This window comes from Micromonospora sp. MGP-C2 (assembly GCF_057766525.1).
The window spans coordinates 2,613,543-2,639,046 of record NZ_JBYMEN010000002.1 but is presented as its reverse complement, the minus strand read 5'-3'; the positions used below and the strand labels follow the sequence as shown (position 1 = coordinate 2,639,046).

The following is a 25,504-nucleotide window of genomic DNA, read 5'->3' as shown; positions in this document are numbered from 1 at the left end:
ACTAGCGCCTTTGGAGGTTTCCTACAAAGATCGGCGGGGATCATCCTCGTTTTGGGTGGTTTTCCGGGTGGCCGGGGTCATTGTCTGAGTCGGGACAGGCGAGATGAGCGGGGCGACCGGATCCAACCGGCCCACTGTCAGCGCGACCTGGAGAGCGAAAGCGTCCCGCGGCGACAGCGGCGAGAAGCCGGTCACCTCGGCGATCCGACGCAACCGGTAACGCACGGTGTTCGGATGGACGAACAGCGCCCGCGCTGCGCTCTCCAGTGTGCCGCCGGCGGCCAGGAACGCGTCCAGGGTCGCCAGCAGCTCGCCACCGGCGCGTACCAGCGTCGCGTACACGTCGTGCCGCAGCCGTCGACGGGCCTCCGCGTCGCCCGCGAGGGCCCGCTCCGGCAACAGGTCCGCGGCCGGCACCGGCCGGGGGGCGCTGGGCCATGCCGGTGCCGCCCGGAAACCGGACAACGCCGCCCGTGCCGACTCGGTCGCCTCGTCCAGGCTCGGCACGGCCGGACCTACCACGACCGGGCCGTCCCCGAACGCGCTCAACAACTTGGCGGTCGCCGTCAACGGGTCCGGTGCGCCACCCAGCACGATCACCAGCCGGTCGCCGTGCACCCCGCCGATGACCTCCACCCCGATTCGGCGGGCCTGCCGGTAGACCACGTGCAGCACCGCGGACACCTCGCCGCCGGGCGACCGACCGACCGCCACCGCCACCGGCGGCGCGTCCGCCCAGCCGAGCGCGGCGGCCCGACTGGCCAGCACGTCCGGCGAGTCACCGCGCAGCAGCGCGTCGACCAGCAGAGCCTGCAACCGGGCGTCCCACGCGCCGCGCGACTCGGCCGCCCGCGCGTACACCCGGGCGGCGGCGAACGCGATCTCCCGGGAGAAGCGCAGCACTGCCTCGCGGAGCTGCTGCTCCTCACCCTCGGCGGCCAGGTGCGACACCTGCTCCTCGACCACGTCGATGGTCACCTTGATCAATGCCACGGTCTGCTGGAGGGTGATCGACCGGGCCAGCGCCTGCGGGGCGGCGGCGAAGACCTCGTCCGAGACCTCCTGGGTGCTGTCCGCCGTGCCGCCGCCGTCACGCAGCCACTGCACCAGCGACCGTGCGCCCGCCTGCGCCACCAGCATCACCCAGGAGCGCTGGTCGGCCGGCAGGGTCCGGAACCACGGCAGCGTGTCGTCCATCCGGGCCACGCTGGAGGTGGCCAACGCCCCCGCCGAACGTTCGATCCGGCGCAGCGTGGCCGACAGGTCTCCACCGCCCGGCGTACTCACCGCACTAGCCTGACACGTGGTGAGCAGGCCATCCACGTCGGCACCGGTCAGCGGGCCGCCGGAAGGCCGGTTCGGCCGACACCCTTCAGTGAGGTGGTGAGCGGTCGATCGGGCCGTCCAGGTCCCGCTCCGGCACCCCGACGTGCTGCGCGCGGGCTCAGGGTTGTGGGGGAGCGGTCAGCCCCAGCTCCTGGGCCAGGATCGCGGCCTGCACCCGGCTACGCAGATCCAGCTTCGCGAGGATCCGGCTCACATGTGTCTTGGTGGTGCTCTCGGCCAGCACCAGCCGATCGGCGATCTGCTGGTTGGACAGGCCCAGGCCGAGGCAGGCCAGCACGTCCCGCTCGCGTGGGGTGAGGGTGCCCAGCGCCGCCCGGGTGGCCGCGGACGCGCCCGGCGTGGTGGCCGCGAAAGCGGCGATCAAGCGGCGGGTCACCGCGGGGGCGATGAAGCCGTCGCCGCGCGCCACCGTACGCACAGCGGTCACCAGGCCGTCGGCGTCGGTGTCCTTCAGCAGGAACCCGGCCGCGCCGGCGCGCAACGCGCCGAAGACGTACTCGTCGAGGTCGAAGGTGGTTAGGACCAGCACGTCGGCGAGCCCGTCGGCGACGATGGCCCGGGTCGCGGAGATCCCGTCCCGGCGGGGCATGCGGACGTCCAGCACCGCCACGTCCGGGCGCGACTCCCGACACAACCGCACCGCCTCGTCGCCGTCGGCCGCCTCGCCGACCACCTCGATGCCCGGTGAGCCACCCAGGATCAGGGCCAGCCCTGCCCGTACCGCTGGCTGGTCGTCGGCGAGCACCACCCGTACCGTTGCCGCGCCCGCGTCTCCCGACGGCCCGGTCACGCGCCCTGCCCGGTGGGCAGGGCGGCGCGGACCAGCCAGCGACCGTCCTGCGATCCGGCGGTGAGTCGACCGGCCAGCAGTGTGGTCCGCTCCCGCATCCCGATCAGCCCGGCCCCGGCGCCGGGCAGACCGCTCCCGTTCCGGCGCACGGGGTTCTCCACCGTCAGCACCACCTCCGCTGAGCCGTACGCGATCGTCAGATCGGCCTCACCCGTGCCGTGCTTGAGCGCGTTGGTCAGCGACTCCTGCACGATCCGGTAGGCGGCCAGATCCACGGCCACCGGCAGCGGCCCCGGCGTGCCGTCGGTGCGGACCCGCACCGCCAGGCCGGCAGCGCGGATCCGCTCGACCAACCCGTCCGCCTCGGCCAACCGCGCGCTGACCATCTCCGGTACGGGGTCGTCTCCCACCGGGGCCGGCCCACCGGTGGTCCCCGGCTCGCGCAACACCTCGATCATCTGACGCATCTCCGCGAGCCCCTGCACGCTGCTCTCCCGGATCACCCGCAACGCCGACTCGACCTGGCCGCGGTCCAGCCCGGGTACGGACAGCACGGCGGTGGCGTGGATGGCCACCGCGCTGAGGTGGTTGGCGACGACGTCGTGCAGCTCCCGGGCCATCCGGGCGCGCTCGGCGCTGACCGCCTGCCGGCGGTCCATCTCGACCAGCCGGGCTGTCTGCTCGGCCCGCGCCCGCTCGGCAGCGGCCTGGTCGCGGTACTGCCGCACGCTGACGCCGGTCAGGACCGGCAGCAACCCGGCGAGCACCACTGGCACCCCCACGGCGACCCCGCGCCACTGGCCGAGGGCGAAGACGCCGAGGACCGCACCCACCAGGCTCAGCGCGACGGTCACCCGCAGCAACCACCGCCACAGGCGGGGCGGGCCGTACACGCAGGCGTCGTAGAGCACCTGGGTGTAGATCAGGATCGTCCCCAGGGAGCCGCCGAGTGCGACGTCCACGACCAGTGCCACGGTGCCGGTGGCCAGGCTGGTGCGGGGGGCGACCCGGCGCAGGCCGACGGCCAGACACATCGCCAGCAGCGGGGGCAGGAACAGCGTCGTCGGCAGGTCCGCGTTCCGGTGGATCTGCGGTTGCCAATCCAGGGCGTACAGCGCCAGGCCTCCGACGAGCGACGCGCCGGCGAGCGCGACGTCGCGGGCCAGGGTGCCGGAGCCGAGCCACGGTGGCGGACGCATGCCCCGATCCCACCACAGCCGCCGCCCCTCGGACACCGTCGGCAGGAGGAGCCCGACGGCGCCGACATGCGCCGAAAGGGGTACGCGGACCCCGAGCCGCCGACGCGATAATGATCATCATGACCGATGTGGAAACCCTGTCCGCGCTGGCTTGCGAGATCGACACCACCTGCCGGCTGACCGGCACGTTCGTGCTCCGCTCCGGGCGGACCGCCGACGAGTACTTCGACAAGTACCGCTTCGAGGCCGACCCCCGTCTGCTGGACCGGGTGGCCGCCCGACTGGCGCTCCTGGTCCCGACGGACACCGAAGTGCTGGCCGGTTTGGAGATGGGCGGCATTCCGGTGGTGACCGCGCTCGGCCGGCACACCGGGCTGCCCTGCGCCTTCGTCCGCAAGAGCGCCAAGCCGTACGGGACGGCCCGGCTGGCCGAGGGGGCGGAGCTGGTCGGTCGGCGGGTGCTGGTGGTCGAGGACGTGGTCACCTCCGGCGGACAGGTGGTGATCTCCACCGGTCAACTACGTGACCTGGGTGCCCGGGTGGAGCACGCCCTCTGTGTCATCGACCGGGCCGAGGGTGGAGCGCAGGCGCTCGCCGGTCACGGCGTGGCGTTGCGAGCGCTCTTCACCCGCGCCGACCTGGAGGCTCACCGCACCCGCTGAGCACCGCTCCGCCCCGGCCGCGCCCTCACGGTGAACGGCACGAAAAGAAGCTGTGAGCTGCGTAACCGGTTCCCGCGCTCCCCGTCGTCCGGATGCACCGCCCGGTCCTGACCCCGGGTACGCGGCGCGCGGCCCGCCGGTCCCGGCCAGTACGGTGACAGGGCACGTCGGGGGGAGTACCCGAGGTTGGGACGAGTGTGAGGAGACCGGGGATGGCGCACGGGGAGGCCGAGCACGGCTGCGCCCAGGGCGAGCCCTGCCGACCGGGGCACCACGACCCGCAGGCGGCTGGCAAACACCGCCGGCCGGTCGGCGGCGCGCCGTCGCACCCGGTGGAGCCGCTCGCCGGTCGTGCCGACGACGATGCCGCCCTGCCGCGCCAGCGCTCCGGGGAGCCCAACATCCTCGCCGAACCCGACTCGGACGTTCCCGCTGGTTGCCTCAGCGAACTTCCCGGCTGGGCCGGGGCGCATCGGCACGGCCCGGTCCGGCCTCGGCCGCGGGCCACCCGCCGGCAACGCCCACCGCGCCGCTGGTGCTGACCACCGCGCGGGGGTAGCTCAGCGGGTGCGGCGACGGATCAGCAGGGCGATCCCGGCGAGGCCGACCGTGATCGTGAGCATCACCCCGACGTTGAGCAGCAGCAGGCGTTGCAGGTCGCCGAGCGCCTTGTCAAGGTCCTTCGCGGGGTCCAGCGTGTTCTCCGGGAGCACCCGTTCGCCGCCGCCCACGCCACCGCTGACCGTGTCGAACTGCCGCTCCAGCGGGACGCCGGCGGTGCGCAGGGTCTCGGACATGCTGAGCCGACCCAGGAACCAACCGGCGCTGATCTTGCGGCCGTCCGGCTGCTTCGCCGGCCGGTAGACGCGGGGGCCGCCGACCGCCTTGGGATAGAGATCGTAGGTCTGCTTCGGCGTCTCGCCGGCAAGCACCACGACCGTGTACTTCGGACCGAGGTCGGCCGGCTTCGGGCCCTTCGGCATGCCGGTGTGGGCCAGGAAGTTGACCTGGTCGATGACCGCGCCCACGTGGGTGGGCTGGGTGTCGGCGCGCAACTGCAGCGGCGCGGAGAGGCCCTCGCCGGCGATGTCCACTCCGGCGGGTGGCGGCTTCGGCGCCGCCGAGGCCGGGCCGGCAGTGCCGAGTGACAGCAACGCCGTGGCCAGCGCGCCCGCCAGCACGGTTGCCAACCACCTCATGTGACGGACCATCCCGCCTCCTCGCCCCGTTCGATGGATGGCATCGTTGTGACGTCTGGATCGGTCTGCCGATGCGGCACCGACCAGATGGTCGGGCTCACCCTTACAGACTCCGGAAAACGTCGATGAGTTGCAGCTTGTGGAACAGTAATTGGAACTATCTGCGATCTCTGCTCGACTAATGAGGAGCGGTTAGATCAGCGGGCGGATCGTACCCTTACGGAGGGGTTCATGGGGGGCAGGGTTACACGTATGGCACGGGTCGTGCCAGTGGTGCTCGGCGTGGCGTTCGGTGTGTCGTTCCTGGCGCCGGCAACGCCAGCCGCCGCGCACAACTCGCTGACTGGCAGCGACCCGCGCGACGGTGTCCGGGTGGCGACGGCACCCGCCCAGATCGAGCTGCGGTTCCTGGCCAAGCCGGCACCGGCTACGACGAAGATCACAATAACCGGGCCGGACAATGTGGTCGCTGGCGGCCCGCCGGCCTTCGACGGCAGCCGGGTGCGGGTGCCGTTCAAGCCGGCGGCGGCCGGGCTCTACATCGTCGGTTACCAGCTCGCGTCCTCGGACGGACACCCGGTGAAGGGCGAGGTGCGATTCACCCTCACGACCGGCACCGCTGCCGACCCGTCCGCCTCGCCGGCGACCGCCGGTGGCACCGCCCCGACCGCGGCGGCGGGTTCGACTGCCGGCGGGGCGTCGTCGGCGGCTCCGGCCGTCACCGCGACGGCCGGTGCGACCGCGGCGGGCAGCCCGGTGCCGGCCGCGCAGGAGAGCAGCCAGATGCGCGGCTGGCTGTGGACGATCGCGGCGGCCCTGCTGGTGGGCGCGCTCGTCGTCGGGTTGCAGCGGTGGCTCCGAGCCCGACGCCGCTGAGCGGCCGGGCGCCAGCCCGGTTGGCTGGCGACCGGCGGCGGAGACGGCGTCGGTGCTCGGAGGTCAGACCAGTCGGAGCCGGGCGGCGCGCATCCGGGTCAGGGTGCGCTCACGACCGAGCACCTCCAGCGACTCGAACAGCGGCAGGCCCACGGTGCGGCCGGTGACCGCGACGCGTACCGGCGCCTGCGTCTTGCCGAGCTTGAGGCCACGCTCGGCGCCGACCGCCTCCAGCGTCGACTTCAGCGACTCGGCCTCCCAGGACTCCAGCGCCTCGAACGCCGCGACGGCGTCGTCGAGCAGCTCGGCGGAGCCGTCCTTCATCGTCTTGGCCCACGCGGCCTCGTCGATCAGTGGCGAGGCCAGGAAGAGGAAGTCGACGTTCGGCACGATCTCGCTGAGCACCGTGATCCGGGTCTGGGCCAGCGGGGCGACTGCGGCGAACGCGTCGGCGTCGAACTCCTCGGGCTGCCACGGCGGCGGCGCGATGGTGCCGGTGCCGGTCAGCCACGGCTGGCAGGCGTCGATGAACTCGTCCACCGGCAGCGCGCGAATGTAATCGCCGTTGAACGCGCGGAGCTTCTTCTCGTCGAAGAACGCGGGGGAGGGGTTGACCTCTTCGAGCCGGAACTCCTCCTCGATGACCGACCAGGGAACGATCTCCCGGTCGCCCGACGGCGCCCAGCCGAGCAGCATCAGGTAGTTGCGCATGGCACCGGGGAGGTAGCCCTCCTCGCGGTACGCCTCCAGGGCGACCTTGTCCCGGCGCTTGGAGAGCTTCTGCCGCTTCTCGTTGACCACCACCGGCACGTGGGCCCAGATCGGCGGCTTGACCCCGAGGGCGTCCCAGAGCAGCTGCTGCTTGGGCGTGTTGGGCAGGTGCTCCTCGGCCCGGATCACGTGGGTGATCCCCATGGTCATGTCGTCCACGACGTTGGCCAGCAGGAAGACCGGCGAGCCGTCGCCCCGGGCGATGACGAAGTCCTCGATGAGCTTGTTCTCGAAGGTGGGCTCACCGCGGATCAGGTCGACGACCACTGTCGCGCCCTCGTCCGGCGTGCGGAAGCGCAGCGCGTGCCCCGGGCCCGGGCCGAGGCCACGGTCGCGGTGGTAGCCGTCGTAGCCCTGGTACTGCGAGCCGGTGCGGGCCTGCACGTCCTCGCGGGTGCAGTCGCAGTAGTAGGCGCGACCCGACTCGTAGAGCCGGGCGGCGGCGGCCCGGTGCTCGCCGGCGTTCTCCGACTGGAAGTGCGGGCCCTCGTAGCTGCCCCGCGAGATGCCGATCCAGTCCAGCGCGGAGAGGATCCCCTCGGTCCACTCGGGCTTGTTGCGCGCCGCGTCGGTGTCCTCGATACGCAGCACGAACACCCCGCCCTGCTGCTTGGCGTAGATCCAGTTCTGCAGCGCCGAGCGGGCGCCGCCGACGTGGAACATGCCGGTCGGGGAGGGGGCGAAGCGCACACGTACTGTCACGTCCCCCAGCCTACGGCGACGGTCGAGCGCATTCCGCCAGGGGCCTCGACTCAGGGAACCGAGCGGATCTTGACGACCAGCGCGCTGCCGATCAGGGTGACCACGGCGGTGACGGCGTAGAGGGTGGGATAGCCACCCAGGTACACGACGAGCGGGGCGGAGAGGGCAGGGCCGAGCACCTGCGGCGCCGAGTTCGCGATGTTGATGACGCCCAGGTCCTTGGCCCGGTCGGTCGCCCGGGGCAGCACCTGCGTGATCAACGCGGCGTCCACGGCGAGGTAGACGCCGTAGCCGGCGCCGAGCAGCAGCGCGGCGACGATCGCCATCGGCCAGACCGGCGCCACCGCCAGAAGCAGCGCCGCCACCGCCATGATCACCCCGGACGCGATGACGTAGATCTTGCGGCGTCCGGAACGGTCCGACAGCCGTCCGGCGACCACAGCGGTCAGCATCATGCCGAGCGTGTAGAGCAGGATCAGCACCAGCAGCCCACCCTCAGGATCGGGGTGGCCCACCCCGTCGGTGAGGAAGTACAGCAGGTAGAGGGTGCCCAGGGCGTTGCCGAGCTGCACCAGGAACCGGGTGATCCAGGCCCAGGCGAAGTCCGGGTGCCGACGCGGGCTGATCCACATCGAGGCCAGCAACGCCCGGGTGCGCACCACGGGCCGGTGCGTACGTGGCAGCGGCTCGTCGGGGGTGAACAGCGCGAACGGCAGCGACAACAGCAGGATGGCCACGGCGATGGCCAGGTAGCCGGCGGCGTTGCCGGTGACCACTGCGGTCACCAGCACCGCGCCGAGCACCAGCCCGAGCGCCTGCGGGATGCCCACCCAGCCCGAGACGCCGCCGCGCTGGGTCACCGGGACCCGGTCCGGGACGGCGGCGCTGAGGCTGGCCAGCATCGCGTTGAAGCAGACCTGCGCGGCCACCCAGCCGAGCGCGACCCCGAGGATGGTCCGTTGCTGGGCCAGCAGCACCAGGGCCGCCGCGCCCAGCAGGGCCCCGCCCGCCGTCCAGACGTGCCGACGACCGAACTCGCGGCCGGCCACCCGCAGGCAGGTGCGGTCGGAGAGCGCGCCGGCGAGGGGGTTGGCGAGCACTGCGGCCAGGGCGCCGAGGCCGGTGACCACGGCCAGCATGTTCTCCTTGTCGCCGGGTGCGATCTGCTCGATCTGCTGGGGCAGCAGCACCTGGATGGGCGTGAAGAACGCCATCCAGACGCCGAGGTTGGCGGCGAAGATCAACCCGATCCAGCCGCGTCGCACCGGCACGGTCGGCTCGGCGAGCGCCGCCGGCAGCGACGCCGGCGTCGGGTCGAGGGTGGTCACCGCGCCGACCCCGGCCGGGAGGCCGCGATCACGTCCCGCAGCCAGGTGTACGACGACTTCGGCGTACGCCTCTGGGTGGCGTAGTCGACGTGCACCAGGCCGAAGCGTTTGGTGAACCCCTCGGCCCACTCCCAGTTGTCCAGCAGCGACCAGACGAAGTACCCGCGCACGTCGACCCCGTCGTCGATCGCGGCCCGGACGGCGCGCAGGTGCCCGTCGAGGTACGCGATCCGCTCCGGGTCGGCCACCTGGCCGTCGGCGTCCGGCGCGTCGTCGTACGCGCAGCCGCTCTCGGTGATCTCGACGGGTGGCAGCGCGTCGCCGTAGGTGTCGTGCAGCCAGCCGAGCAGTTCGTGCAGCCCGTCGGGGGCCACCGGCCAGTCGAAGGCGGTACGCGGGTAGCCGTCCAGCGGCACCAGGTCGAACGGGAGCGGTGAACCCTCCTCGGCGGCCCGTACGCCGGTGGGGTTGTAGTAGTTGACCCCGAGCACGTCGATCGGCGCGGCGATCGTGTCGAGGTCGCCGGGGTGGATGACGCCCGGGTCGAAGCCGGGCAGCTCCGGGTAGCCGCGACCGAGCAGCGGGTCGGTGAAGAGCCGGTTGTGCAGCGCCTCGTAGGCGGCCCCGGCGGCCCGGTCGGCGTCCCGGTCGCCGAGCACCCGCACTGGCGAGTAGTTGTTGGCGATCGCCACCGGGCTGGTGGTGCGGGCCCGCAGCGCGGTGACCGCGAGCCCGTGCCCGAGCAGTTGGTGGTGGGCGACCGGAAAGGCGTCGAAGAGCATCATCCGACCGGGAGCGTGCACTCCCATGCCGTACCCGAGGCTCATGTGGATGAAGGGTTCGTTCAGGGTGATCCAGAGCCGGACCCGGTCGCCGAGTCGGGCGGCGGTCAGGTCGGCGTACTCGGCGAACCGGGCGGCGGTGTCGCGGTGCAGCCAGCCGCCGGCGTCTTCGAGGGGTTGGGGCAGGTCCCAGTGGTAGAGGGTCGCCACCGGGTCGACGCCGGCGGCCAGCAGCTCGTCGACCAGCCGGTCGTAGAAGTCCAGGCCGGCCCGGTTGGCCGGGCCCGTGCCGGTGGGTTGCACCCGGGGCCAGGCGATCGAGAACCGGTACGCGGAAACGCCCAGCCCGGCCAGCAACGCGACGTCCTCGGTGTGCCGGTGGTAGTGGTCGCAGGCCACCTCGCCGGTGCTGCCGTCGCCGATCCGGCCGGGGGAGCGCGCGAACGTGTCCCAGATGGACGGACCACGCCCGTCGACCGCTGTGGCGCCCTCGATCTGATGGGCCGATGTGGAGACACCCCAACGGAAGCCGGTGGGGAACTGGGGCATCGGTGTTGTCGACATGCGCCCTCCCGGTCAACGTGAAACGTGCTCGGGACTTTAGGGCGCTCTCGATGAATGCGCCATAGGCCGGCTTGGCGCAATCCGCAATGGTTGATCGGCGTGTCTTTTTCCGAACCCGTCCAGGTAAGTCCGATTTAACGCATAGAGTGCCGATATCGTGGGATGTCCTCACCGGAGGAAGACGGAAATGATCCTCGTTGAACGCAGTGCGCACGTGGCGGCGCCGATTGAAGTGGTCTGGGATGTTGTCCAGCGGGCCGAGCAGTTGCCGGCCTGGTTGGCGGGTGTCCGCGCGGCCGAAGTGCTCTCGGGAGAGGGCTTCGGCAGGCGACAACTGGTCCAGGCGGGGCGCGGCTCGGCGCATGAGGCCGAGGTGATCGCCTACCAGGAGCCGACGCTGATCGGCTGGCGGGAACGGGCCAAGGGTGCCGGTGCTCGTGCGGAGGCGCGCACCGAGATCTACGTCCAGCTCACCACCGACGAGGAGGAGGGCGGGACCGTCGTGCGGCTCATCGTCGTCCGCTGGCCGGCCGGTCCGGTCAAGGCGGCCCTGCTGCGCCTCGGACTACGTCGGGTCGGCGCCGACCTGGAGGACTCGCTGGCCCGGCTCACCGACCTGGCCGCCGTCGGCTGACGAGCGCACATCCTCCCGGCGTCACCCGCGACGGCGGTGGTCCGGATCCCCGCCAGGGACCCCGGACCGCCGCCGCTTCCGGCTCCGCACCCCGGACCCCGCAGTGGGGGTGGGTCGTACCGCAGGAAGGGCCCGGCGCACACGCGCCGGGCCCTTCCTTGGTCGTGCTGGATCAGCTGTCGCCGCCGGTCTCGCCGACCGGGGCGGCGTTGACGTCGTCGATCGCGTACTTCTTGGCGGCCTCGGCCGGCACGGTGGCCGCCACAGCGCCGCTGCGGGCAAGTTGCCGCAGCGTGGCCACCACGATCGACTCCGCGTCGACGTGGAAGTGCCGACGCAGCGCGTGCCGGGTGTCCGACATGCCGAAGCCGTCGGTGCCGAGCGACGTGTAGTCGCCGGGCACCCAGCGGGCGATCAGATCCGGCACCGCACGCATCCAGTCGCTGACCGCGACCTTCGGCCCGTCCGCGTCGGCCAGCTTCTGCTGGATGTACGGAACCTTCGCCTCGGCGCCCGGGTTGAGGAGGTTGTATTCCTCGGTCTCCACCGCGTCGCGGCGCAGCTCCGTCCAGGAGGTCACCGACCAGACGTCGGCGGCCACCCCCCAGTCCTGGGCGAGCAGCTGCTGGGCCTTGAGCGCCCACTGCATGCCGGTGCCCGAGGCGAGCACGTTGGCCTTCGGGCCGTCGACCTCCGGTGCGGGGGAGTAGCGGTAGATGCCCTTGAGCAGGCCCTCCACGTCCACCCCGGCCGGCTCGGCCGGCTGAAGGATCGGCTCGTTGTAGACCGTCAGGTAGTAGAAGACGTTCTCCTGCGCGTCCCCGTACATCCGGTGCAGGCCGTGCTCCATGATGTGCGCGATCTCGAACGAGAACGCCGGGTCGTACGCGACCACCGCCGGGTTGGTGGCGGCGATCAGCATCGAGTGGCCGTCCTCGTGCTGGAGGCCCTCACCGTTGAGCGTGGTGCGACCGGCGGTGGCGCCGAGCAGGAAGCCCCGGGCCATCTGGTCGGCCGCCGCCCACAGCCCGTCGGCGGTCCGCTGGAACCCGAACATCGAGTAGAAGATGTACATCGGGATCATCGGCTCGTCGTGCGTGGCGTACGCCGAACCGGCCGCGGTGAACGAGGCCACCGAGCCGGCCTCGTTGATCCCCTCGTGCAGGATCTGCCCGGTCGTCGACTCCTTGTACGACAGGAACAGCTCCCGGTCGACAGAGGTGTAGCGCTGGCCGTGCGGCGAGTAGATCTTCGCGGTGGGGAAGATCGAGTCGAGACCGAAGGTGCGGGCCTCGTCCGGGATGATCGGCACCCAGCGCTTGCCGAACTCCTTGTCCTTCATGATGTCCTTGAGCAGGCGGACGAAGGCCATCGTGGTGGCCACCTTCTGCTTGCCCGAGCCGCGCTTGACGTCGGCGAACCGCTCCGGACCGGGGATGGTCAGCCGCTTGGTGCTGGTCCGCCGGGACGGCAGGTAGCCGCCGAGCTGCTCGCGGCGCTCCTTGAGGTACTGGATCTCCTCGGACTTCTCACCCGGGTTGTAGTACGGCGGCAGGTAGGGGTTGTCCTCCAGCGCCTTGTCCGGGATGTCCAGGTAGAGCCGGTCGCGGAAGGTCTTCAGGTCCTCCAGCGTCAGCTTCTTCATCTGGTGGGTCGCGTTGCGGCCCTCGAAGTGCGAGCCGAGCGTCCAGCCCTTGATCGTCTTGGCCAGGATGACGGTGGGCTGACCGGTGTGCTCGGTGGCCGCCTTGTAGGCCGCGTAGAGCTTGCGGTAGTCGTGCCCACCCCGCTTGAGGTTCCAGATCTCGTCGTCGCTGAGCGGGTCGACCATCTTGCGGGTCCGCGCGTCGCGCCCGAAGAAGTGCTCCCGCACGTACGCGCCCGACTCCGCCTTGTAGGTCTGGTAGTCGCCGTCGGTCGTGGTGTTCATGAGGTTGACCAGCGCGCCGTCGGTGTCCGCTGCGAGCAGCGGGTCCCACTCGCGGCCCCAGACGACCTTGATCACGTTCCAGCCGGCACCCCGGAAGAACGACTCCAGCTCCTGCATGACCTTGCCGTTGCCCCGGACCGGGCCGTCCAGCCGCTGGAGGTTGCAGTTGATCACGAAGGTGAGGTTGTCCAGCTCCTCGCGGGCGGCCACACCGATGGCGCCCAGCGTCTCCGGCTCGTCCATCTCACCGTCGCCCAGGAACGCCCACACGTGCTGCTGCGAGGTGTCCTTGATGCCGCGGTGCTGCAGGTACCGGTTGAACCGGGCCTGGTAGATCGCGTTCAGACCGCCGAGACCCATCGAGACGGTGGGGAACTCCCAGAAGTCCGGCATCAGCCGCGGGTGCGGGTACGACGGCAGCCCGCCGCCGGGGTGCGACAACTCCTGGCGGAACCCGTCGAGCTGGTGCTCGCTGAGCCGCCCTTCCAGGAACGCCCGCGCGTACATGCCGGGGGAGGCGTGGCCCTGGTAGAAGATGTGGTCGCCGCCGCCCGGGTGGTTCTTGCCCCGGAAGAAGTGGTTGAAGCCCACCTCGTAGAGCGAAGCCGAGCTGGCGAAGGTCGAGATGTGCCCGCCGACGCCGATCTCCGGGCGCTGCGCCCGGTGCACCAGCATCGCGGCGTTCCACCGGACGTACGCCCGGATCCGCCGCTCGACGTGCTCGTCACCCGGGAACCACGGTTCGCGTTCCGACGGGATGGTGTTGATGTAGTCGGTGGTGGTCAGGGGCGGAACCCCGACCTGGCGCTCACGGGCCCGCTCCAGCAGGCGCAGCATGACGTAGCGGGCGCGTTTGGCGCCGCGTTCGTCGATGACACCGTCAAGCGACTCGACCCATTCGCTTGTCTCGTCAGGGTCGATGTCCGGAAGCTGGCTCGGTAGGCCGTCGCTGATCACCGGGCGCTTGCGTTCCGTAGCCACAGGCGTTCCCTCGGTTGTGTGTGGGATAGGTCTCTAGCGCCATCCTGCCCCCTGGTGGCACCTGTCGTCACGTCTAGGGGCCCCTGACGCGACGCTCAACACAGGTACCCGTCGGTAACTTAGCGCTACGACGAGCTTTCGGCCCTTGTTCTCGTTTCCTACCGTGGTGACATGTTCGGGCGACGAGTAGTTGTCGGCGGTGCACTCCTGGCGGTCGGGGTGCTCGCGGCGATCCCAGCGACCTGGGTGCTCCTGTCGGGTGATCCCGCCGTGCTCCCGATCATCGTCCTCGCCCTGGCCGCGGCCGTCTTCGGCGCGGCCCAGTTGCGCGGCGGCCTGCGGGCACCTGCTGACCGGAAGGCGCGGCCCGTGCCCGGCCAGCGCCGCAGGAACGCGGACACAGGTGTCCCGGCGACCTACTACGGGAGCGACTCGGGCGGCTGGGACTGGTCCGGCGGCGGTGGCGACTCCGGCGGTGGGGGTGGTGGGGACTCTGGTGGCGGTGGCGGCGGGTCCTGACCCGCTCGGGCAGAATGCGACGTATGCGCAGCGACGTCATCACCGTCCGGACCGGGTCCCGCCCGAGCGTCCACGACATCACCGCAGAGGCCCAGCAGTTCGTCTCCAGTGAGGGTGACGGCCTGCTGCACGTCTTCGTGCCACACGCCACCGCCGGCCTCGCGATCATCGAGACGGGCTCCGGCTCCGACGACGACCTGTTGACCGCCATCGACGCGCTGCTGCCCACCGACGACCGCTGGCGGCACCGGCACGGCTCGCCCGGCCACGGCCGGGACCACGTGCTGCCGGCGTTCATTCCGCCGTACGCCACACTGCCGGTGCTCGGCGGCCGGCTGGCCCTCGGCACCTGGCAGTCCGTCTGCCTGGTCGACACCAACGGTGACAACCCCACCCGCCAGGTCCGCTTCTCCTTCCTCCCCGGCTGACCGCGCCTCGCGCCGCCGTCGCGCCCTCAAGACCCGCGCAACTTCCCTGAAAGTGCTGCCTCAACGCGCGCCGAGGCAGCACTTTCCCTGATGTTGCGCGGATCTGGAGGCTTCGGTCGGGGGCCTCGGCGACCGGCCCCGTGCGTACGATGTGGCCGTGACGCAGGAGGTGGGTTCCGCAGCAGGTGGGCCGGTGGATCGGGCCGGTCTCGCCGCCGATGTGCTACGCCGGATGGCCCACGTGAGCGACGCCCTGCGGCACCGGCAGGGCTCCGCGTTCGCCGAGTTGGGACTCACCCCGGCGGCGGCTCGGGCGTTGCGTGAACTGGACCCGGACCACCCGCTGCCCGCCCGCGACCTCGCCGGCCAACTCGGCTGCGACCGGTCGAACGTGACGGTGCTGGTCGACAAGCTGGAGCAGGCCGGGTTGGTCGAGCGCCGCACCGACCCGGCGGACCGGCGGCAGAAGACGTTGGTGGTGACCGAGAAGGGGCGCGTCGAACGGGACCGGGTGACCGAGGTGATGTCTGACTCCCGACTCCTGTCAGGGCTGACCGACCGGGAGCTGAGCACCCTTCGTGACCTGGTGTGGAAGGTGTCCGACGGTGGCTGCCCGGAGCCCTGCGGGCCGGAGTGAGCCGACCCGCCCCGGCCGTGTCCCACTGGGCGAGGCGGCCTCCCGTCGGTAATGCTGTCCGACGTGACCACCCCGCAAGACCTCGACGACCGATTCCGGGAGACGCTGGCGGCGCTGCCCGCCGCGCAGCAACGGCGTGATCCCGCTGACCCGGTCACCGACGACGCCCCACTGACCGGCGCGCAGGTGCTGGACCTGTTCGACGCACAGGTGGCCAGCCGGCAGCTCGACCTGGCCGGCCGTTGGCTGCGCAGCTTCGGGGAGGGCTTCTACACGATCGGCTCGGCCGGGCACGAGGGCAACGCCGCGGTCGCCGCCGCGCTACGTCCCACCGATCCGGCGCTGCTGCACTACCGCTCCGGCGCGTTCTACTGCCAGCGCGCCGCGCAGGCCGCCGCCGAGGCGACGCCGGCGGACCAGGCACAGCCGGCCGCCGACACGCCACCAGGCACTGGCACGCAACCAGGCACCGGCACGCAGCCCGTCGTGGACCCGCAGCGAGCCGTGGACCCGGGTCCCGCCGCCGAACCCGAGGCAGCCGACCAGTCCGAGCCGTCCGAGCCGTCCGGGACCGAGCCGCCGACCGGTGGGTTCGCGGCGTACGCGGACGCGGCCCGGGACGTGCTGCGCGGCATGGTCGCCTCCAGCCAGGAGCCGATCGCCGGCGGCCGGCACAAGGTGTTCGGCCGGGCCGACCTGGCCATCGTGCCGACCACCTCCACCATCGCCTCACACCTGCCCCGTGCGGTCGGCATGGGACTGGCCGTGGAACGGCTGCGCCGACTGGACAGCGCCGGGCGGCGTACCGGGGCGGGGGTCCGGGTCGGCAGCGGCGCGGGCGCCACGCACGCCCCCTGGCCACCGGACGCGATCGTGGTCTGCTCGTTCGGCGACGCCTCGGTCAACCACGCCAGCGCCACCGCCGCCTTCAACACCGCCGGGTGGTACGACCACGGCAAGCTGCGCATCCCGGTGCTCTTCGTCTGCGAGGACAACGGGCTGGGCATCAGCGTCCGTTCACCGGAGGGCTGGGTCGAGGCGACCCTGCGGGCCAAGCCGGGCATCCGCTACTTCAGCGCGGACGGGGCCGACCCGGTGCAGACGTACGCGGTGGCGGCGGAGGCCGCGGCCTGGGTACGCCGTACCCGGCGGCCGGCCGTGCTGCACCTGCGCACCGTACGGCTGATGGGGCACGCCGGTGCGGACGCGGAGTCGGCGTACCGCAGCCCGGCCGAGCTGGCCGACGACCTGGACCGGGACCCGGTGGCCGCCACCGCGCGGCTGCTCGTCGACGCCGGTGTGGCGACGGGCGAGGAGCTGCTGGCCCGGTACGACGAGACCGGCTGGCAGGTACGCCGGCTGGCCGAGGAGGTGCTGGGCGAGCCGAAGCTGGCCTCCGCTGCCGACGTGGTGTCGGCGTTGGCGCCCCGCCGCCCGATGCGGGTGGCGCGGGCGGTGGCCGACGCCGCGGCGCGGGCCAGCGGCCCGGGCGCGGGTGCCCGGGCGGAGGCGTTCGGTGGCAAGCCGCCGGAGCTGAGTGGGCCGATGACGCTGGCGCAGAGCATCAACGCGGCGCTCGCCGACGGGATGCTCGACCACCCGCAGATGGCGATCTTCGGTGAGGACGTGGCTGCCAAGGGCGGCGTGTACGGGGTGACGAAGGGGCTGCGCGACCGTTTCGGGGCGGCCCGGGTCTTCGACACCCTGTTGGACGAGACGTCGGTGCTGGGGTTGGGCCTCGGCGCGGGGCTGGCCGGGATGCTGCCGGTGCCGGAGATCCAGTACCTGGCGTACCTGCACAACGCCGAAGACCAGCTGCGCGGTGAGGCGGCCACCATGCGGTTTTTCTCCCAGGGGGCGTTCCGCAACCCGATGGTGGTGCGGGTGGCCGGGCTGGCGTACCAGGAGGGGTTCGGCGGGCACTTCCACAACGACAACTCGGTGGCCGTACTCCGGGATGTGCCTGGTCTGGTGGTCGCGGTGCCGGCGCGGCCGGACGACGCCGCGCCCATGCTGCGGACCTGCCTGGCCAGCGCGGCGGTGGACGGCAGTGTCTGCGTGTTCCTGGAGCCGATCGCGCTCTACCACACCCGCGACCTGTACGCCGATGGCGACGGGGAGTGGCTGGCCGGATACCCGGAGCCGGGGGCGTGGGTGGCCGGGCACGTGCCGATCGGGCGGGCCCGGGTCTACCGGGTCGGTTCGGCGGACGACCTGACCATCATCACCTTCGGTAACGGGGTACGGATGTCGCTGCGGGCAGCGGCCGTCCTCGCCGAGGAGGGGGTGGGCACGCGGGTGGTGGACCTGCGCTGGTTGGCCCCCCTGCCGGTGGCCGACATCATCCGGGAGTCCTCGGCGACCGGTCGGGTGCTGGTCGTGGACGAGACACGCCGATCCGGCGGGGTCGGCGAGGGAGTGATCGCCGCGCTGGTCGACGCCGGATATGTCGGTGCCGCGCGACGAGTAGCGGCAGTTGACTCGTTTGTACCATTAGGTCCGGCAGCACGTCACGTACTGGTCTCCGCGGAAGCCATTACCGACGGTGCCCGTACGCTGCTGGCACGGTAAATTCCGTTCCACCCGGTGCGCCACTTGCGCGCGGACGCACAACTGTGTGGACTTTGCCTGACGGCGTCGCACCGACGCCGCGAGCAGGGACGAGATGAGGAGGCACGCGACAGTGAGCGCGACCGCTGGTCAGGCCGCCGACGGGGTACGCAGCCTGGCGGACCGGTTCGGAATCGAACCGGGATGGTCGTCATGGAGATGGGGTACGACGACGACGTCGACCAGGATCTCCGAGACGCCCTGACCGACCGCTGTGGAGATCTGGTCGACGAGGACACCGACGAGGTGGTCGACGCCGTGCTGGTTTGGTACCGCGACGGCGACGGTGACCTTTTCGAGCTTCTCGTCGATGCCCTCGGCCCGCTGGCCGACAACGGGGTCGTGTGGCTCCTCACCCCGAAGGCGGGGCGTGACGGGCACGTCGAGCCGAGTGAGGTCGCGGAGTCCGCACCCACCGCCGGCCTTCAGCAGACCTCGACCGTCAACGCCGGCCGGGACTGGAGCGGCGCACGTCTGGTGCTGCGCCGAGGGGCCAAGGCCAAGAAGTAGCCCGTGCCGCTTCGCGCGCCCGGCGGTCCGCACCGCCGGGTGGCAAGCCGGTGCCGTTTTCGTGACCCGACCCGAGGAGAGTTCGCATGCCCATCGAGGTTGGTGCCGAGGCACCGGACTTCGTGCTGAAGGACCAGAACAACCAGGAGGTCCGGCTCTCGGGCTTCCGGGGCAGGCGCGTCGTCCTGCTGGTCTTCTACCCGCTCGCCTTCACCGGCACCTGCCGGGGTGAGCTGTCCGAGATACGGGACAACCTCGACGAGTACGTGAACGACGACGTCCAGGTGCTGACCGTCAGCGTCGACTCGGCCTACAGCCACAAGATCTGGGCTGACCGCGAGGGCTACCAGTTCCCGATGCTGGCCGACTTCTGGCCGCACGGCGGTGTCGCCCAGGCGTACGGGGTCTTCAACGACGTCGCCGGGTTCGCCAACCGGGGCACCTTCGTCATCGACAAGGCCGGCGTGGTCCGCTTCGCCGAGATGAACGGCCCGGGCGAGGCCCGCGACCAGCAGGGCTGGCGCAAGGCCATCGCCGCAGCGACCGTCTGACCGGGGTACGCCGTGCGCCCGGACCGGTGGCGGGCAAGGTAAGCTTGCCTACCACCGGCCCGCCGCATGGGCGATCCGGGCGCGTAGCTCAGTGGGAGAGCACCCGCCTTACAAGCGGGGGGTCGCAGGTTCGAAACCTGCCGCGCCCACCCCTCATCATGAAAACGGCAGCAGTTCGTGCCCGCGAACGATCCCTGGCAGCTCAGCAGCGCGGCGTTCGGCGTGTCGAGTTGCCCGACTGCCAACCATCGACCGCGTGCCGACCCGCGCCCGGGTGACGACGCCCACTGCGCGCGCCGCCATGATGGGTGGGTGCAGGACACCGTCGCCGTCGCGCTGATCACCTCACTGTCCACATTGGCCGCGGCCGCCATGACCGGGTTGGTCGGCGCGTTGAGCACCCGACGGCAACTGGCCCACCAACTCGCCGTGGCCCGCCAGGAGAGCGTCGAACGGCGGGCGACGCGCCGGGACGAGCTACGGCGGGACGCGTACGTCGGGTTCCTGAGCGCCTGCGACCAGGCGTACCGGCAGTTGGACCGGCGGTGGCTCGAAGCCGGCGGGAGTGAGCCGGTTTCGGGCTACGACGAGGCGTACGCGGCGATGCGCGCCGTGGACGAGGCGTACAACCTTGTGTTGTTGGAAGGGCCGGCGGAGGTCGAGGCGGCGGCCCGGTCGGTGTTGACCAGTATCGGTGCGGAGCGCGCCGACCAGCGTCGGCTCCGCGACGAGCCGGGCGGCCCGACGGCTCCCTTGCGTGAGCGCCATCGGGAGCGCTGGCTCGCCGCGATCGAGCTGCGGACGAATCACCGCCTCTCGTTCCTCGACGCGGTACGCCCGGCGCTGAACAACGCCTGAAGGCGCGCCACCCCACGCCGACCCGTCAAGATCCGCGCAACTTCAGTGTTGTTGCTGCCTCAGCAGTCGGTGAGGCAGCAGGATCCCCGAAGTTGCGCGGATCTTGGGACGGGGGGAGCGGGGCGGCTAATGTCGTTCGACGAGCATCAGGGGGAGCGTGGCGTGACACTGGCAGGCATCGGCGCGGTGCTGTTCGACATGGATGGCACCCTGGTCGACTCCGACGCCGCCGTCGAGCGGGCCTGGGAGCGGTGGGCCGTCGAATACGCCGTCGACCCCGCTGCGGCGCTGGCGATCGCGCACGGCAGCCCCGCCGACCGGACCATCCGCCGGCTGCTGCCCGCGCTCGACGACAGCGCGGTCGCCGCGGCTGCGGCGCGGCAGCTCGCGTTGCAGTACGACGACCTGTCCGACGTGACGGCCACCGTCGGGGCGCACGACCTGCTGAGCGCGCTGGCCCGTTCGGGGTTGCCCTGGGCGGTGGTGACCAGCGCGGACGCGCGACTGGCCGAGGCTCGGCTCGGTGCCGCTGGCATCGTCGCGCCGGTGCTGGTCACCGTGGAGGACGTGCGGGTGGGCAAGCCGGACCCGGAGGGCTATCTGCGGGCCGCCGCTCTGCTGGGCGTGCCCGTGGCGCGGTGCCTGGTGGTCGAGGACGCCGAGGTGGGGCTGCGGGCCGGGCGGGCGGCCGGTGCGATGACCGCCGCGCTGAAGGGCCTCGACGGCGATCTGCGCCTTGCCGACCTGGCGCAACTGGCACGCCACCTGGAGTCGACGCCGACGGCGTCCTGACCCGCCCGCCGGGTCACCGGAGGCGGGTGGCCAGCCACGGGAGCAGGGCGTCGGCCTGGGCCTGCTGAAACGCGCGGACGGTGGGGATGCCCTGCGGTGGCGGACGACGAGCGCCGTCGGCGAAGAACCCGGCCAGCCCGGCGTACACGCCGGTGAGCGTCATCGGGTCGACCTCGGCGGTGATCGGCAGCCGGCGCAGCAGGGACTCGGTGTCGTGCCCGCCGTGCAGCCGGACGTTGACCAGCAGCAGCGCGGTGTCCAGCCAGGCCGGCCCTTGGCAGGCCCACGGCCAGTCGACGACGGTGACCGTGCCGGTCGCGTCGAGCAGCAGGTTGTCGGCCCGTACGTCCACGTGGCAGAGCGTGTCACCGGTCAGCGCGGCGATGCCGTGGTCGGCGGCGGCGCGCAGTTGGTCCAGGTGCTCCCGGGCCCACGGGTCCAGCACAGCCGGTGGGTCGGCGGCGATCCGGTGCCACCCGGCGAAGTCCTCGGCCAGCCGGTCGGCGGCGGTCGGCACGTGCGTCACCGGGCTCGGGGTGAGCACCGCGGCCATCACCTCCAGGGCCTTCAGGACGCGGGTCAGCTCGTCGGCCCGCCACGGGGTGGCCGGGTGTCGACCGTCCACGTCGGAGAAGACAAGCGCCACCCACTCGCCGTCGTCGTGGCAGCCCAACAGTCGGGGCGTCGGTGCCGAGGCCGGCAGGGCGGCGGCCGTGCGGGCCTCCGCCCGGTGCATCCCGGGGCTGTCCGGGTTCTGCGCCGGGCTGATCGCCTTGACGAACGCCCGCAGGCCGGTCGCGGTGCGGACCCGGTCCGCGGTGCCCGGCGAGTAGCCGCCCGGTTGGGACACCGCCTCGACCACCCGGTCGCCGATGATCTCCTGCACCGACGTCCGGACCCGCTCGGGCAGGTCCGTCCAGCCGATCCGGTTGGTGGTCTGCTGCGTCACCTACTCACCGTGCGCCCCTTCCACGCCACCGGACAACCCATTTCCCCGCCGGTGGCCACCCCCTCCGGATTGTCGAGGTGGCCGTCGCTGACGTGAGCTCGTCATCATGGCCGGGTCGCGCACGCCTGGCCGTCCCGCCGCGGCGAACCCGGTGGCGTGTCCGGGCGGGTTCTGCTGCACTACCCGCTGGCAACGACGAAGGGGAGCGACTGTGGAATTGACGTTGACGCCGATGACGGCGCAGGAGCTGGCCCGGCTGCTGGTGTCGCTGGAGCAGGGGTACGCCGATGACCTGGTGGCGCACCGGGGGATGACCCCGGAGGCGGCCCTTGATCGGTCGAGCAGTCAGATCCGGGAGTCGCTGCCGGCGGGCGCGGCCACCGAGGGGGCGCTGCTGCGGATGGGCCGGGTCGGTGACACCGAGGTCGGCTGGATCTGGGTGACCCTGCCGACGGCCGCCGCCCCGGACCAGGCGTGGATCCACAACATCGAGGTGCACGAGGAGCACCGGGGACACGGGTACGCACGCCGGATGATCCAGCTCATCGAGGTCGAACTCGCCCAGCTCAAGGTGCCCGAGCTGGGCCTGAACGTGTTCGGGACGAACACCGTGGCGATCGGGCTCTACCGCAGTCTGGGCTTCGAGGTCACCTCACAGCAGATGGCGAAGCGGATCGACCCGGCGGGCTGAGGTCGGAAGCGAGGCCCAGGACGGTCCCCCCGGCAGGACTGTTCACCTGCCCAGCGGGAAACCGGCGCGGACCGCACCTGGGGAGGAGCGACGGATGACGCACGGTGCCGGACTGACCATCGGTGTGCTGGGCTCGTACGGTGGGCGAAACCTCGGCGACGAGGCGATCCTCACCGGCCTGCTCACCGATCTGCGTACGCAGGAACCGAATGCCCGGATCATCGTCTTCTCCCGTAACCCGGAGCACACCCGGGCCGCCCATCCGGACGTCGAGGCGGTGCCCTGGGAGGGCGTCAGCCGCACCGACTCCGCCCTGGTCCTGGCCCAGCTCGACCTGCTCATCCTGGGCGGCGGTGGCATCCTCTACGACCGGGAGGCTCGCCGTTACCTGCGGGTGGTCCGGGTCGCCCAGGAGCGGGGCCTGCCGCTGATCACGTACGCGGTGGGGGTCGGGCCGCTCAGTGACGGGGTGGACACCGGCATGGTCCGGGAGACGCTCTCCGGCGCGACTCAGGTGACCGTCCGTGACCAGGAGTCCCGGATGGTGCTGGAGGAAGCTGGCCTGCTCAACCCGATCACGGTCACCGCGGACCCGGCCTTCCTGTTGCAACCGGAGGAGTTCCCGGCGCACCTGCTGGCCGAGGAGGGTGTGCCGGTCGGCAAGCGACTGGTCGGGATCAGCGTGCGGGAGCCGGGGCGGGCCGCCGAGCGGCTGGACGTGGACGGCTACCACCGGCTGCTGGCCCAGATCGGTGACTTCCTGGTGCACCGGATCGACGCGTACGTGCTGTTCGTGCCGATGGAACGCGACGACATCCGGCACGCCCACGGCGTCCTGTCCCACATGGTCGCCGCCGAGCGGGGCCGGATCCTGCACGGCACCTATTCGCCGCAGCAGGTGCTCGGGCTCATGCGCCACTTCGACCTGGCCGTCGGCATGCGCCTGCACTTCCTGATCTTCGCGGCGATGGTCGGCACACCGTTCCTGCCCCTGCCGTACGCCGGCAAGGTCTTCGACCTGGCCCAACGACTCGGCGTGCCGGCCCTGCGCGGCGTCGAGCGGGAGGTCGAGGGGCCGCTGCTGGCCGAGGTCGACCGATTGTGGGACGAGCGGGAGCAACGCGCCGAGGCCACCGCCCGCCGGGTGGCGGAGGTGTGCGAGCAGGCGCGGGGCACCTCGGAGGTCACCCGCGGCGTGTTGGAGAGCCTGCGCAGTCAGGCCCTCACCCGGGTCTGACCTGGGCTGTCACACCGCCGGGCCGGTCCACCGGTAGCGCCACTCGCGGGCCTCTTCCCGGGCGGTCTCCAACTCGTAGATCTGCGCGTCGGCCAGCCCACCCGAGCCGATGTGGTGGTGGGTCAGCGGCGGACGGCCGTTGCTGTCCAGTTCGACGGTGATGGTCTGCCCGTCCGCCGTGCCGCCGACGAGAAGGATCTGCACGGATGAAGCCATGCGCCCATCCTGCCCGTAGTGCCGCCCGCCCGCAGCGGATAGCGGGGCAGCGGGGAGCCCCGCTTCGTCACTAGGGTCGGCGGATGGAGCAGACGATCGATCCGACGCTCGGTCCGGTGCTCGCCCGCACCGCCGACGAACGCGCCGTCCTGGACTCGTTCCTCGACTTCCACCGAGCCGTGCTGCTGCGCAAGCTGCGCGGTCTCTCCGACGCCGACGCGCGCCGCCGGCTGGTGCCCTCGGCGACCACGCTCGCCGGGCTGGTCAAGCACCTGACGATGGTCGAGCGGAACTGGTTCCCGACCCTGCTGGCCCCCGAGCCGGGCGACGTCTACCTGACCTCGGACGACGACGCGGCGGCGCACTTCGCGGTCGGCGACCAGGACACCGTCGCCGGGCTCACCGAGGCGTACGAGCGGGCCTGCGCCCGATCCCGGGTCGTCGCCGCGAGCCTCGACCTCGACCACGTGGTGCCGCACCCGCAACTCGGTGAGGTGTCGCTGCGCTGGGTGCTGGTGCACATGATCGAGGAGACGGCCCGGCACGCGGGTCACGCCGACATCCTGCGCGAGCTGACCGACGGCGAGTCCGGCGCGATCTGATCTTCGATCACGCCCGGGCGGCCTTTGACGGCGACGCGGTGAGCCCTGGGTGGGATGCGCCGGACCCGCAGGGGGCCGCCTATCCTGGGCGCGGGCGGCGACGAGGGGGAGCAGGTGCTGGTCATCCACGGGCTGTGGCTGCCCGGCGACAGCCCAACCGGCGGTCTCGCCGTCTGGGCCGAGGACAGCGCCGCGCCTTCCGCACCGACCCGTTCCGGTCGGTCACCCCGGGGACGCCCGCATCCCTTCGCCGCCGGGCACACCGACCTGGTCGCCGTCCTCGCCGACGCCGCCGAGCCCGCCCGCCCGGACACCGCGCTGCTCACCCTGCCCACCCGGGCCGGCGCGCCGACCGACTCACCCGAGCTGATCCGGACCGCCGTCGCACCCCCGACCCGCGGCCGGCTCACCCTGGCCGGGTGGCGGGTCCCCGTGCTGGTGTACGCCCCGGACGACGCGCTGCCGCTCCTGCGCGCTCTGGACGAACTCCCGGCGGTGCCCGGGGCCACCCTGCGTCACCTCGCCGAGCTGGCCGACTTCGCCGCCGACCTGGTGACCCGTGGCCGTGTCCTCCCCGGCGTCCGCACACCGTCAGCCGCCGAAACGCGGTCGGCCGCCGAAACGCGGTCGGCCGCCGAAACGCCGTTGGAAGCCGGGGCGCAGGTGCCGGCGCTGGCGGTCTGGCGTCCCCTGCTGACCGGCACCGACGCCGCATGGGCCCGTTCGCTGGCGCTGGCCCTGCCACCAGCGGCCCGAGCCGTCACCACCACCGGGACCACCGGCCCGGGTGACGGTGAGCTGACCGCTGCCGACGTGGTCGCGGATGCGCTGGACGCGCTGACCGACGCCGCCGCGCGGGCCGCTCTGGCGACCACCACCCTGGCGCGTGGGCTGCGGCCGGGTGGCCCGGCACCGGCGTGGTTGGCCGCGCTCGCCGGCCCCCGGCGCGACTTCACCGTCGACCCGACCGCGTTGGCCACCCTGCGCGACGAGCTGGACAACTGGCAGCGCGACGCCGCGGGCGGCCCGGTGCGGGCCAGTTTCCGGCTGGTGGAACCGGCCCCCGACGAGGTCACCGAACCGATCCTGGCCACCCGCCCGGCGCCGACCGACGTCGTCCCGGCGTCGGTCGAGCCGAC

At 72.1% G+C, this 25,504-nt stretch carries 24 protein-coding genes, 1 tRNA gene and 2 pseudogenes; 17 read left to right on the top strand and 10 right to left on the bottom strand.

What is annotated here, in order from left to right; genetic code table 11:
• Window positions 1-21: 21 nt before the first annotated feature.
• The 3 genes from AC3CF1_RS11620 to AC3CF1_RS11610 form a co-directional block, all read right to left on the bottom strand.
• Complete coding sequence (locus AC3CF1_RS11620; RefSeq protein WP_305069558.1) at window positions 22-1,323, bottom strand: PucR family transcriptional regulator; 1,302 nt, start codon at window positions 1,321-1,323, stop codon at window positions 22-24.
• A gap of 121 nt (window positions 1,324-1,444) precedes the next feature.
• Entirely contained in the window at window positions 1,445-2,137 is a 693-nt protein-coding gene (locus AC3CF1_RS11615; protein ID WP_354983172.1) for a response regulator, read from the bottom strand.
• Window positions 2,134-3,336 (bottom strand): sensor histidine kinase, encoded by a 1,203-nt coding sequence (locus AC3CF1_RS11610; RefSeq protein WP_354983171.1) that lies wholly within the window; start codon window positions 3,334-3,336, stop codon window positions 2,134-2,136. The genes AC3CF1_RS11615 and AC3CF1_RS11610 overlap by 4 nt, the downstream gene beginning before the upstream one ends.
• A gap of 119 nt (window positions 3,337-3,455) precedes the next feature.
• On the opposite strand from AC3CF1_RS11610, the gene AC3CF1_RS11605 reads away from it, so the two are divergent.
• Together AC3CF1_RS11605 and AC3CF1_RS11600 are read left to right on the top strand one after the other, a co-directional pair.
• The gene (locus AC3CF1_RS11605; protein ID WP_354983170.1) at window positions 3,456-3,998 is read left to right on the top strand and encodes an orotate phosphoribosyltransferase; all 543 of its coding nucleotides are present in this window, start codon (window positions 3,456-3,458) and stop codon (window positions 3,996-3,998) included.
• A gap of 212 nt (window positions 3,999-4,210) precedes the next feature.
• Entirely contained in the window at window positions 4,211-4,540 is a 330-nt protein-coding gene (locus AC3CF1_RS11600; protein WP_088949564.1) for a hypothetical protein, read from the top strand.
• A gap of 18 nt (window positions 4,541-4,558) precedes the next feature.
• On the opposite strand, the gene AC3CF1_RS11595 is transcribed toward AC3CF1_RS11600, so the two are convergent.
• Window positions 4,559-5,209 (bottom strand): hypothetical protein, encoded by a 651-nt coding sequence (locus AC3CF1_RS11595; protein ID WP_354983169.1) that lies wholly within the window; start codon window positions 5,207-5,209, stop codon window positions 4,559-4,561.
• A gap of 240 nt (window positions 5,210-5,449) precedes the next feature.
• Here AC3CF1_RS11595 and AC3CF1_RS11590 point away from each other — a divergent pair, with 240 nt between their 5' ends.
• Window positions 5,450-6,073, top strand: a complete 624-nt coding sequence (locus AC3CF1_RS11590; RefSeq protein WP_488450453.1) for a copper resistance CopC family protein — start codon at window positions 5,450-5,452, stop codon at window positions 6,071-6,073.
• Between the two features lie 63 nt (window positions 6,074-6,136).
• On the opposite strand, the gene gltX is transcribed toward AC3CF1_RS11590, so the two are convergent.
• The 3 genes from gltX to AC3CF1_RS11575 are packed head-to-tail and all read right to left on the bottom strand — an operon-like array spanning window position 6,137 to window position 10,220.
• A complete protein-coding gene (gene gltX, locus AC3CF1_RS11585; protein WP_355160641.1) occupies window positions 6,137-7,546 on the bottom strand; it encodes a glutamate--tRNA ligase in 1,410 nt (469 codons plus the stop codon).
• 50 nt (window positions 7,547-7,596) lie between these two features.
• Window positions 7,597-8,874 (bottom strand): MFS transporter, encoded by a 1,278-nt coding sequence (locus AC3CF1_RS11580; RefSeq protein ID WP_210928076.1) that lies wholly within the window; start codon window positions 8,872-8,874, stop codon window positions 7,597-7,599.
• Complete coding sequence (locus tag AC3CF1_RS11575) at window positions 8,871-10,220, bottom strand: GH1 family beta-glucosidase (RefSeq protein ID WP_488450452.1); 1,350 nt, start codon at window positions 10,218-10,220, stop codon at window positions 8,871-8,873. The genes AC3CF1_RS11580 and AC3CF1_RS11575 overlap by 4 nt, the downstream gene beginning before the upstream one ends.
• A gap of 187 nt (window positions 10,221-10,407) precedes the next feature.
• On the opposite strand from AC3CF1_RS11575, the gene AC3CF1_RS11570 reads away from it, so the two are divergent.
• Window positions 10,408-10,854: an SRPBCC family protein gene (locus AC3CF1_RS11570; protein ID WP_088949558.1), complete on the top strand. Its 447-nt coding sequence runs from the start codon at window positions 10,408-10,410 to the stop codon at window positions 10,852-10,854.
• A gap of 172 nt (window positions 10,855-11,026) precedes the next feature.
• On the opposite strand, the gene aceE is transcribed toward AC3CF1_RS11570, so the two are convergent.
• Window positions 11,027-13,765, bottom strand: coding sequence for a pyruvate dehydrogenase (acetyl-transferring), homodimeric type (gene aceE, locus AC3CF1_RS11565; RefSeq protein WP_088949557.1), 2,739 nt, complete (start codon window positions 13,763-13,765; stop codon window positions 11,027-11,029).
• Between the two features lie 171 nt (window positions 13,766-13,936).
• Here aceE and AC3CF1_RS11560 point away from each other — a divergent pair, with 171 nt between their 5' ends.
• From AC3CF1_RS11560 to AC3CF1_RS11520, 9 genes and pseudogenes are all read left to right on the top strand, one after another.
• The gene (locus AC3CF1_RS11560) at window positions 13,937-14,284 is read left to right on the top strand and encodes a hypothetical protein (RefSeq protein ID WP_488450451.1); all 348 of its coding nucleotides are present in this window, start codon (window positions 13,937-13,939) and stop codon (window positions 14,282-14,284) included.
• Window positions 14,285-14,307: 23 nt separating this feature from the next.
• Window positions 14,308-14,712 carry a secondary thiamine-phosphate synthase enzyme YjbQ gene (locus AC3CF1_RS11555; RefSeq protein ID WP_185755388.1) on the top strand — a complete coding sequence of 135 codons (405 nt, stop codon included), beginning with the start codon at window positions 14,308-14,310 and terminating at the stop codon, window positions 14,710-14,712.
• 232 nt (window positions 14,713-14,944) lie between these two features.
• Complete coding sequence (locus tag AC3CF1_RS11550) at window positions 14,945-15,349, top strand: MarR family winged helix-turn-helix transcriptional regulator (protein WP_099856296.1); 405 nt, start codon at window positions 14,945-14,947, stop codon at window positions 15,347-15,349.
• A gap of 51 nt (window positions 15,350-15,400) precedes the next feature.
• Window positions 15,401-17,920, top strand: coding sequence for a thiamine pyrophosphate-dependent enzyme (locus AC3CF1_RS11545; RefSeq protein WP_488450450.1), 2,520 nt, complete (start codon window positions 15,401-15,403; stop codon window positions 17,918-17,920).
• 112 nt (window positions 17,921-18,032) lie between these two features.
• A pseudogene (locus AC3CF1_RS11540) lies at window positions 18,033-18,469 on the top strand (DUF3052 domain-containing protein).
• A gap of 86 nt (window positions 18,470-18,555) precedes the next feature.
• Window positions 18,556-19,020, top strand: coding sequence for a peroxiredoxin (locus tag AC3CF1_RS11535; RefSeq protein WP_328848737.1), 465 nt, complete (start codon window positions 18,556-18,558; stop codon window positions 19,018-19,020).
• A gap of 77 nt (window positions 19,021-19,097) precedes the next feature.
• A tRNA-Val gene (locus AC3CF1_RS11530) sits at window positions 19,098-19,169 on the top strand.
• 163 nt (window positions 19,170-19,332) lie between these two features.
• Window positions 19,333-19,878 (top strand): hypothetical protein, encoded by a 546-nt coding sequence (locus tag AC3CF1_RS11525; protein WP_488450449.1) that lies wholly within the window; start codon window positions 19,333-19,335, stop codon window positions 19,876-19,878.
• Between the two features lie 162 nt (window positions 19,879-20,040).
• Entirely contained in the window at window positions 20,041-20,670 is a 630-nt protein-coding gene (locus AC3CF1_RS11520) for an HAD-IA family hydrolase (RefSeq protein WP_488450448.1), read from the top strand.
• Between the two features lie 13 nt (window positions 20,671-20,683).
• Here the strand turns inward: AC3CF1_RS11520 and AC3CF1_RS11515 are convergent, their stop codons facing one another.
• Window positions 20,684-21,619 (bottom strand): phosphotransferase family protein, encoded by a 936-nt coding sequence (locus tag AC3CF1_RS11515; protein WP_488450447.1) that lies wholly within the window; start codon window positions 21,617-21,619, stop codon window positions 20,684-20,686.
• Between the two features lie 211 nt (window positions 21,620-21,830).
• Between AC3CF1_RS11515 and AC3CF1_RS11510 the strand changes: the two genes are divergently transcribed.
• Together AC3CF1_RS11510 and AC3CF1_RS11505 are read left to right on the top strand one after the other, a co-directional pair.
• Window positions 21,831-22,310, top strand: coding sequence for a GNAT family N-acetyltransferase (locus tag AC3CF1_RS11510; RefSeq protein WP_158240973.1), 480 nt, complete (start codon window positions 21,831-21,833; stop codon window positions 22,308-22,310).
• Window positions 22,311-22,404: 94 nt separating this feature from the next.
• Complete coding sequence (locus tag AC3CF1_RS11505; RefSeq protein WP_088949547.1) at window positions 22,405-23,547, top strand: polysaccharide pyruvyl transferase family protein; 1,143 nt, start codon at window positions 22,405-22,407, stop codon at window positions 23,545-23,547.
• 9 nt (window positions 23,548-23,556) lie between these two features.
• On the opposite strand, the gene AC3CF1_RS11500 is transcribed toward AC3CF1_RS11505, so the two are convergent.
• A complete protein-coding gene (locus tag AC3CF1_RS11500) occupies window positions 23,557-23,763 on the bottom strand; it encodes a hypothetical protein (protein WP_088949546.1) in 207 nt (68 codons plus the stop codon).
• 83 nt (window positions 23,764-23,846) lie between these two features.
• Here AC3CF1_RS11500 and AC3CF1_RS11495 point away from each other — a divergent pair, with 83 nt between their 5' ends.
• Both AC3CF1_RS11495 and AC3CF1_RS11490 read left to right on the top strand, forming a co-directional pair.
• Window positions 23,847-24,365 carry a DinB family protein gene (locus AC3CF1_RS11495; RefSeq protein ID WP_488450446.1) on the top strand — a complete coding sequence of 173 codons (519 nt, stop codon included), beginning with the start codon at window positions 23,847-23,849 and terminating at the stop codon, window positions 24,363-24,365.
• A gap of 114 nt (window positions 24,366-24,479) precedes the next feature.
• Window positions 24,480-25,434: pseudogene (locus AC3CF1_RS11490) on the top strand (ATP-dependent helicase); the annotation flags it as partial.
• Between the last annotated feature and the right edge of the window lie 70 nt (window positions 25,435-25,504).

Bases quoted from the DNA above. Each gene is read 5' to 3' on its own strand.
- AC3CF1_RS11575 (WP_488450452.1), bottom strand. From the start codon at position 10,220: ATGTCGACAACACCGATGCCCCAGTTCCCCACCGGCTTCCGTTGGGGT.
- AC3CF1_RS11605 (WP_354983170.1), top strand. From the start codon at position 3,456: ATGACCGATGTGGAAACCCTGTCCGCGCTGGCTTGCGAGATCGACACC.
- AC3CF1_RS11495 (WP_488450446.1), top strand. From the start codon at position 23,847: ATGGAGCAGACGATCGATCCGACGCTCGGTCCGGTGCTCGCCCGCACC.
- AC3CF1_RS11505 (WP_088949547.1), top strand. From the start codon at position 22,405: ATGACGCACGGTGCCGGACTGACCATCGGTGTGCTGGGCTCGTACGGT.
- AC3CF1_RS11535 (WP_328848737.1), top strand. From the start codon at position 18,556: ATGCCCATCGAGGTTGGTGCCGAGGCACCGGACTTCGTGCTGAAGGAC.
- AC3CF1_RS11550 (WP_099856296.1), top strand. From the start codon at position 14,945: ATGGCCCACGTGAGCGACGCCCTGCGGCACCGGCAGGGCTCCGCGTTC.
- AC3CF1_RS11610 (WP_354983171.1), bottom strand. From the start codon at position 3,336: ATGCGTCCGCCACCGTGGCTCGGCTCCGGCACCCTGGCCCGCGACGTC.
- AC3CF1_RS11600 (WP_088949564.1), top strand. From the start codon at position 4,211: ATGGCGCACGGGGAGGCCGAGCACGGCTGCGCCCAGGGCGAGCCCTGC.
- AC3CF1_RS11555 (WP_185755388.1), top strand. From the start codon at position 14,308: ATGCGCAGCGACGTCATCACCGTCCGGACCGGGTCCCGCCCGAGCGTC.
- AC3CF1_RS11595 (WP_354983169.1), bottom strand. From the start codon at position 5,209: ATGGTCCGTCACATGAGGTGGTTGGCAACCGTGCTGGCGGGCGCGCTG.
- AC3CF1_RS11500 (WP_088949546.1), bottom strand. From the start codon at position 23,763: ATGGCTTCATCCGTGCAGATCCTTCTCGTCGGCGGCACGGCGGACGGG.
- AC3CF1_RS11545 (WP_488450450.1), top strand. From the start codon at position 15,401: ATGCTGTCCGACGTGACCACCCCGCAAGACCTCGACGACCGATTCCGG.
- AC3CF1_RS11560 (WP_488450451.1), top strand. From the start codon at position 13,937: ATGTTCGGGCGACGAGTAGTTGTCGGCGGTGCACTCCTGGCGGTCGGG.
- AC3CF1_RS11590 (WP_488450453.1), top strand. From the start codon at position 5,450: ATGGCACGGGTCGTGCCAGTGGTGCTCGGCGTGGCGTTCGGTGTGTCG.
- AC3CF1_RS11570 (WP_088949558.1), top strand. From the start codon at position 10,408: ATGATCCTCGTTGAACGCAGTGCGCACGTGGCGGCGCCGATTGAAGTG.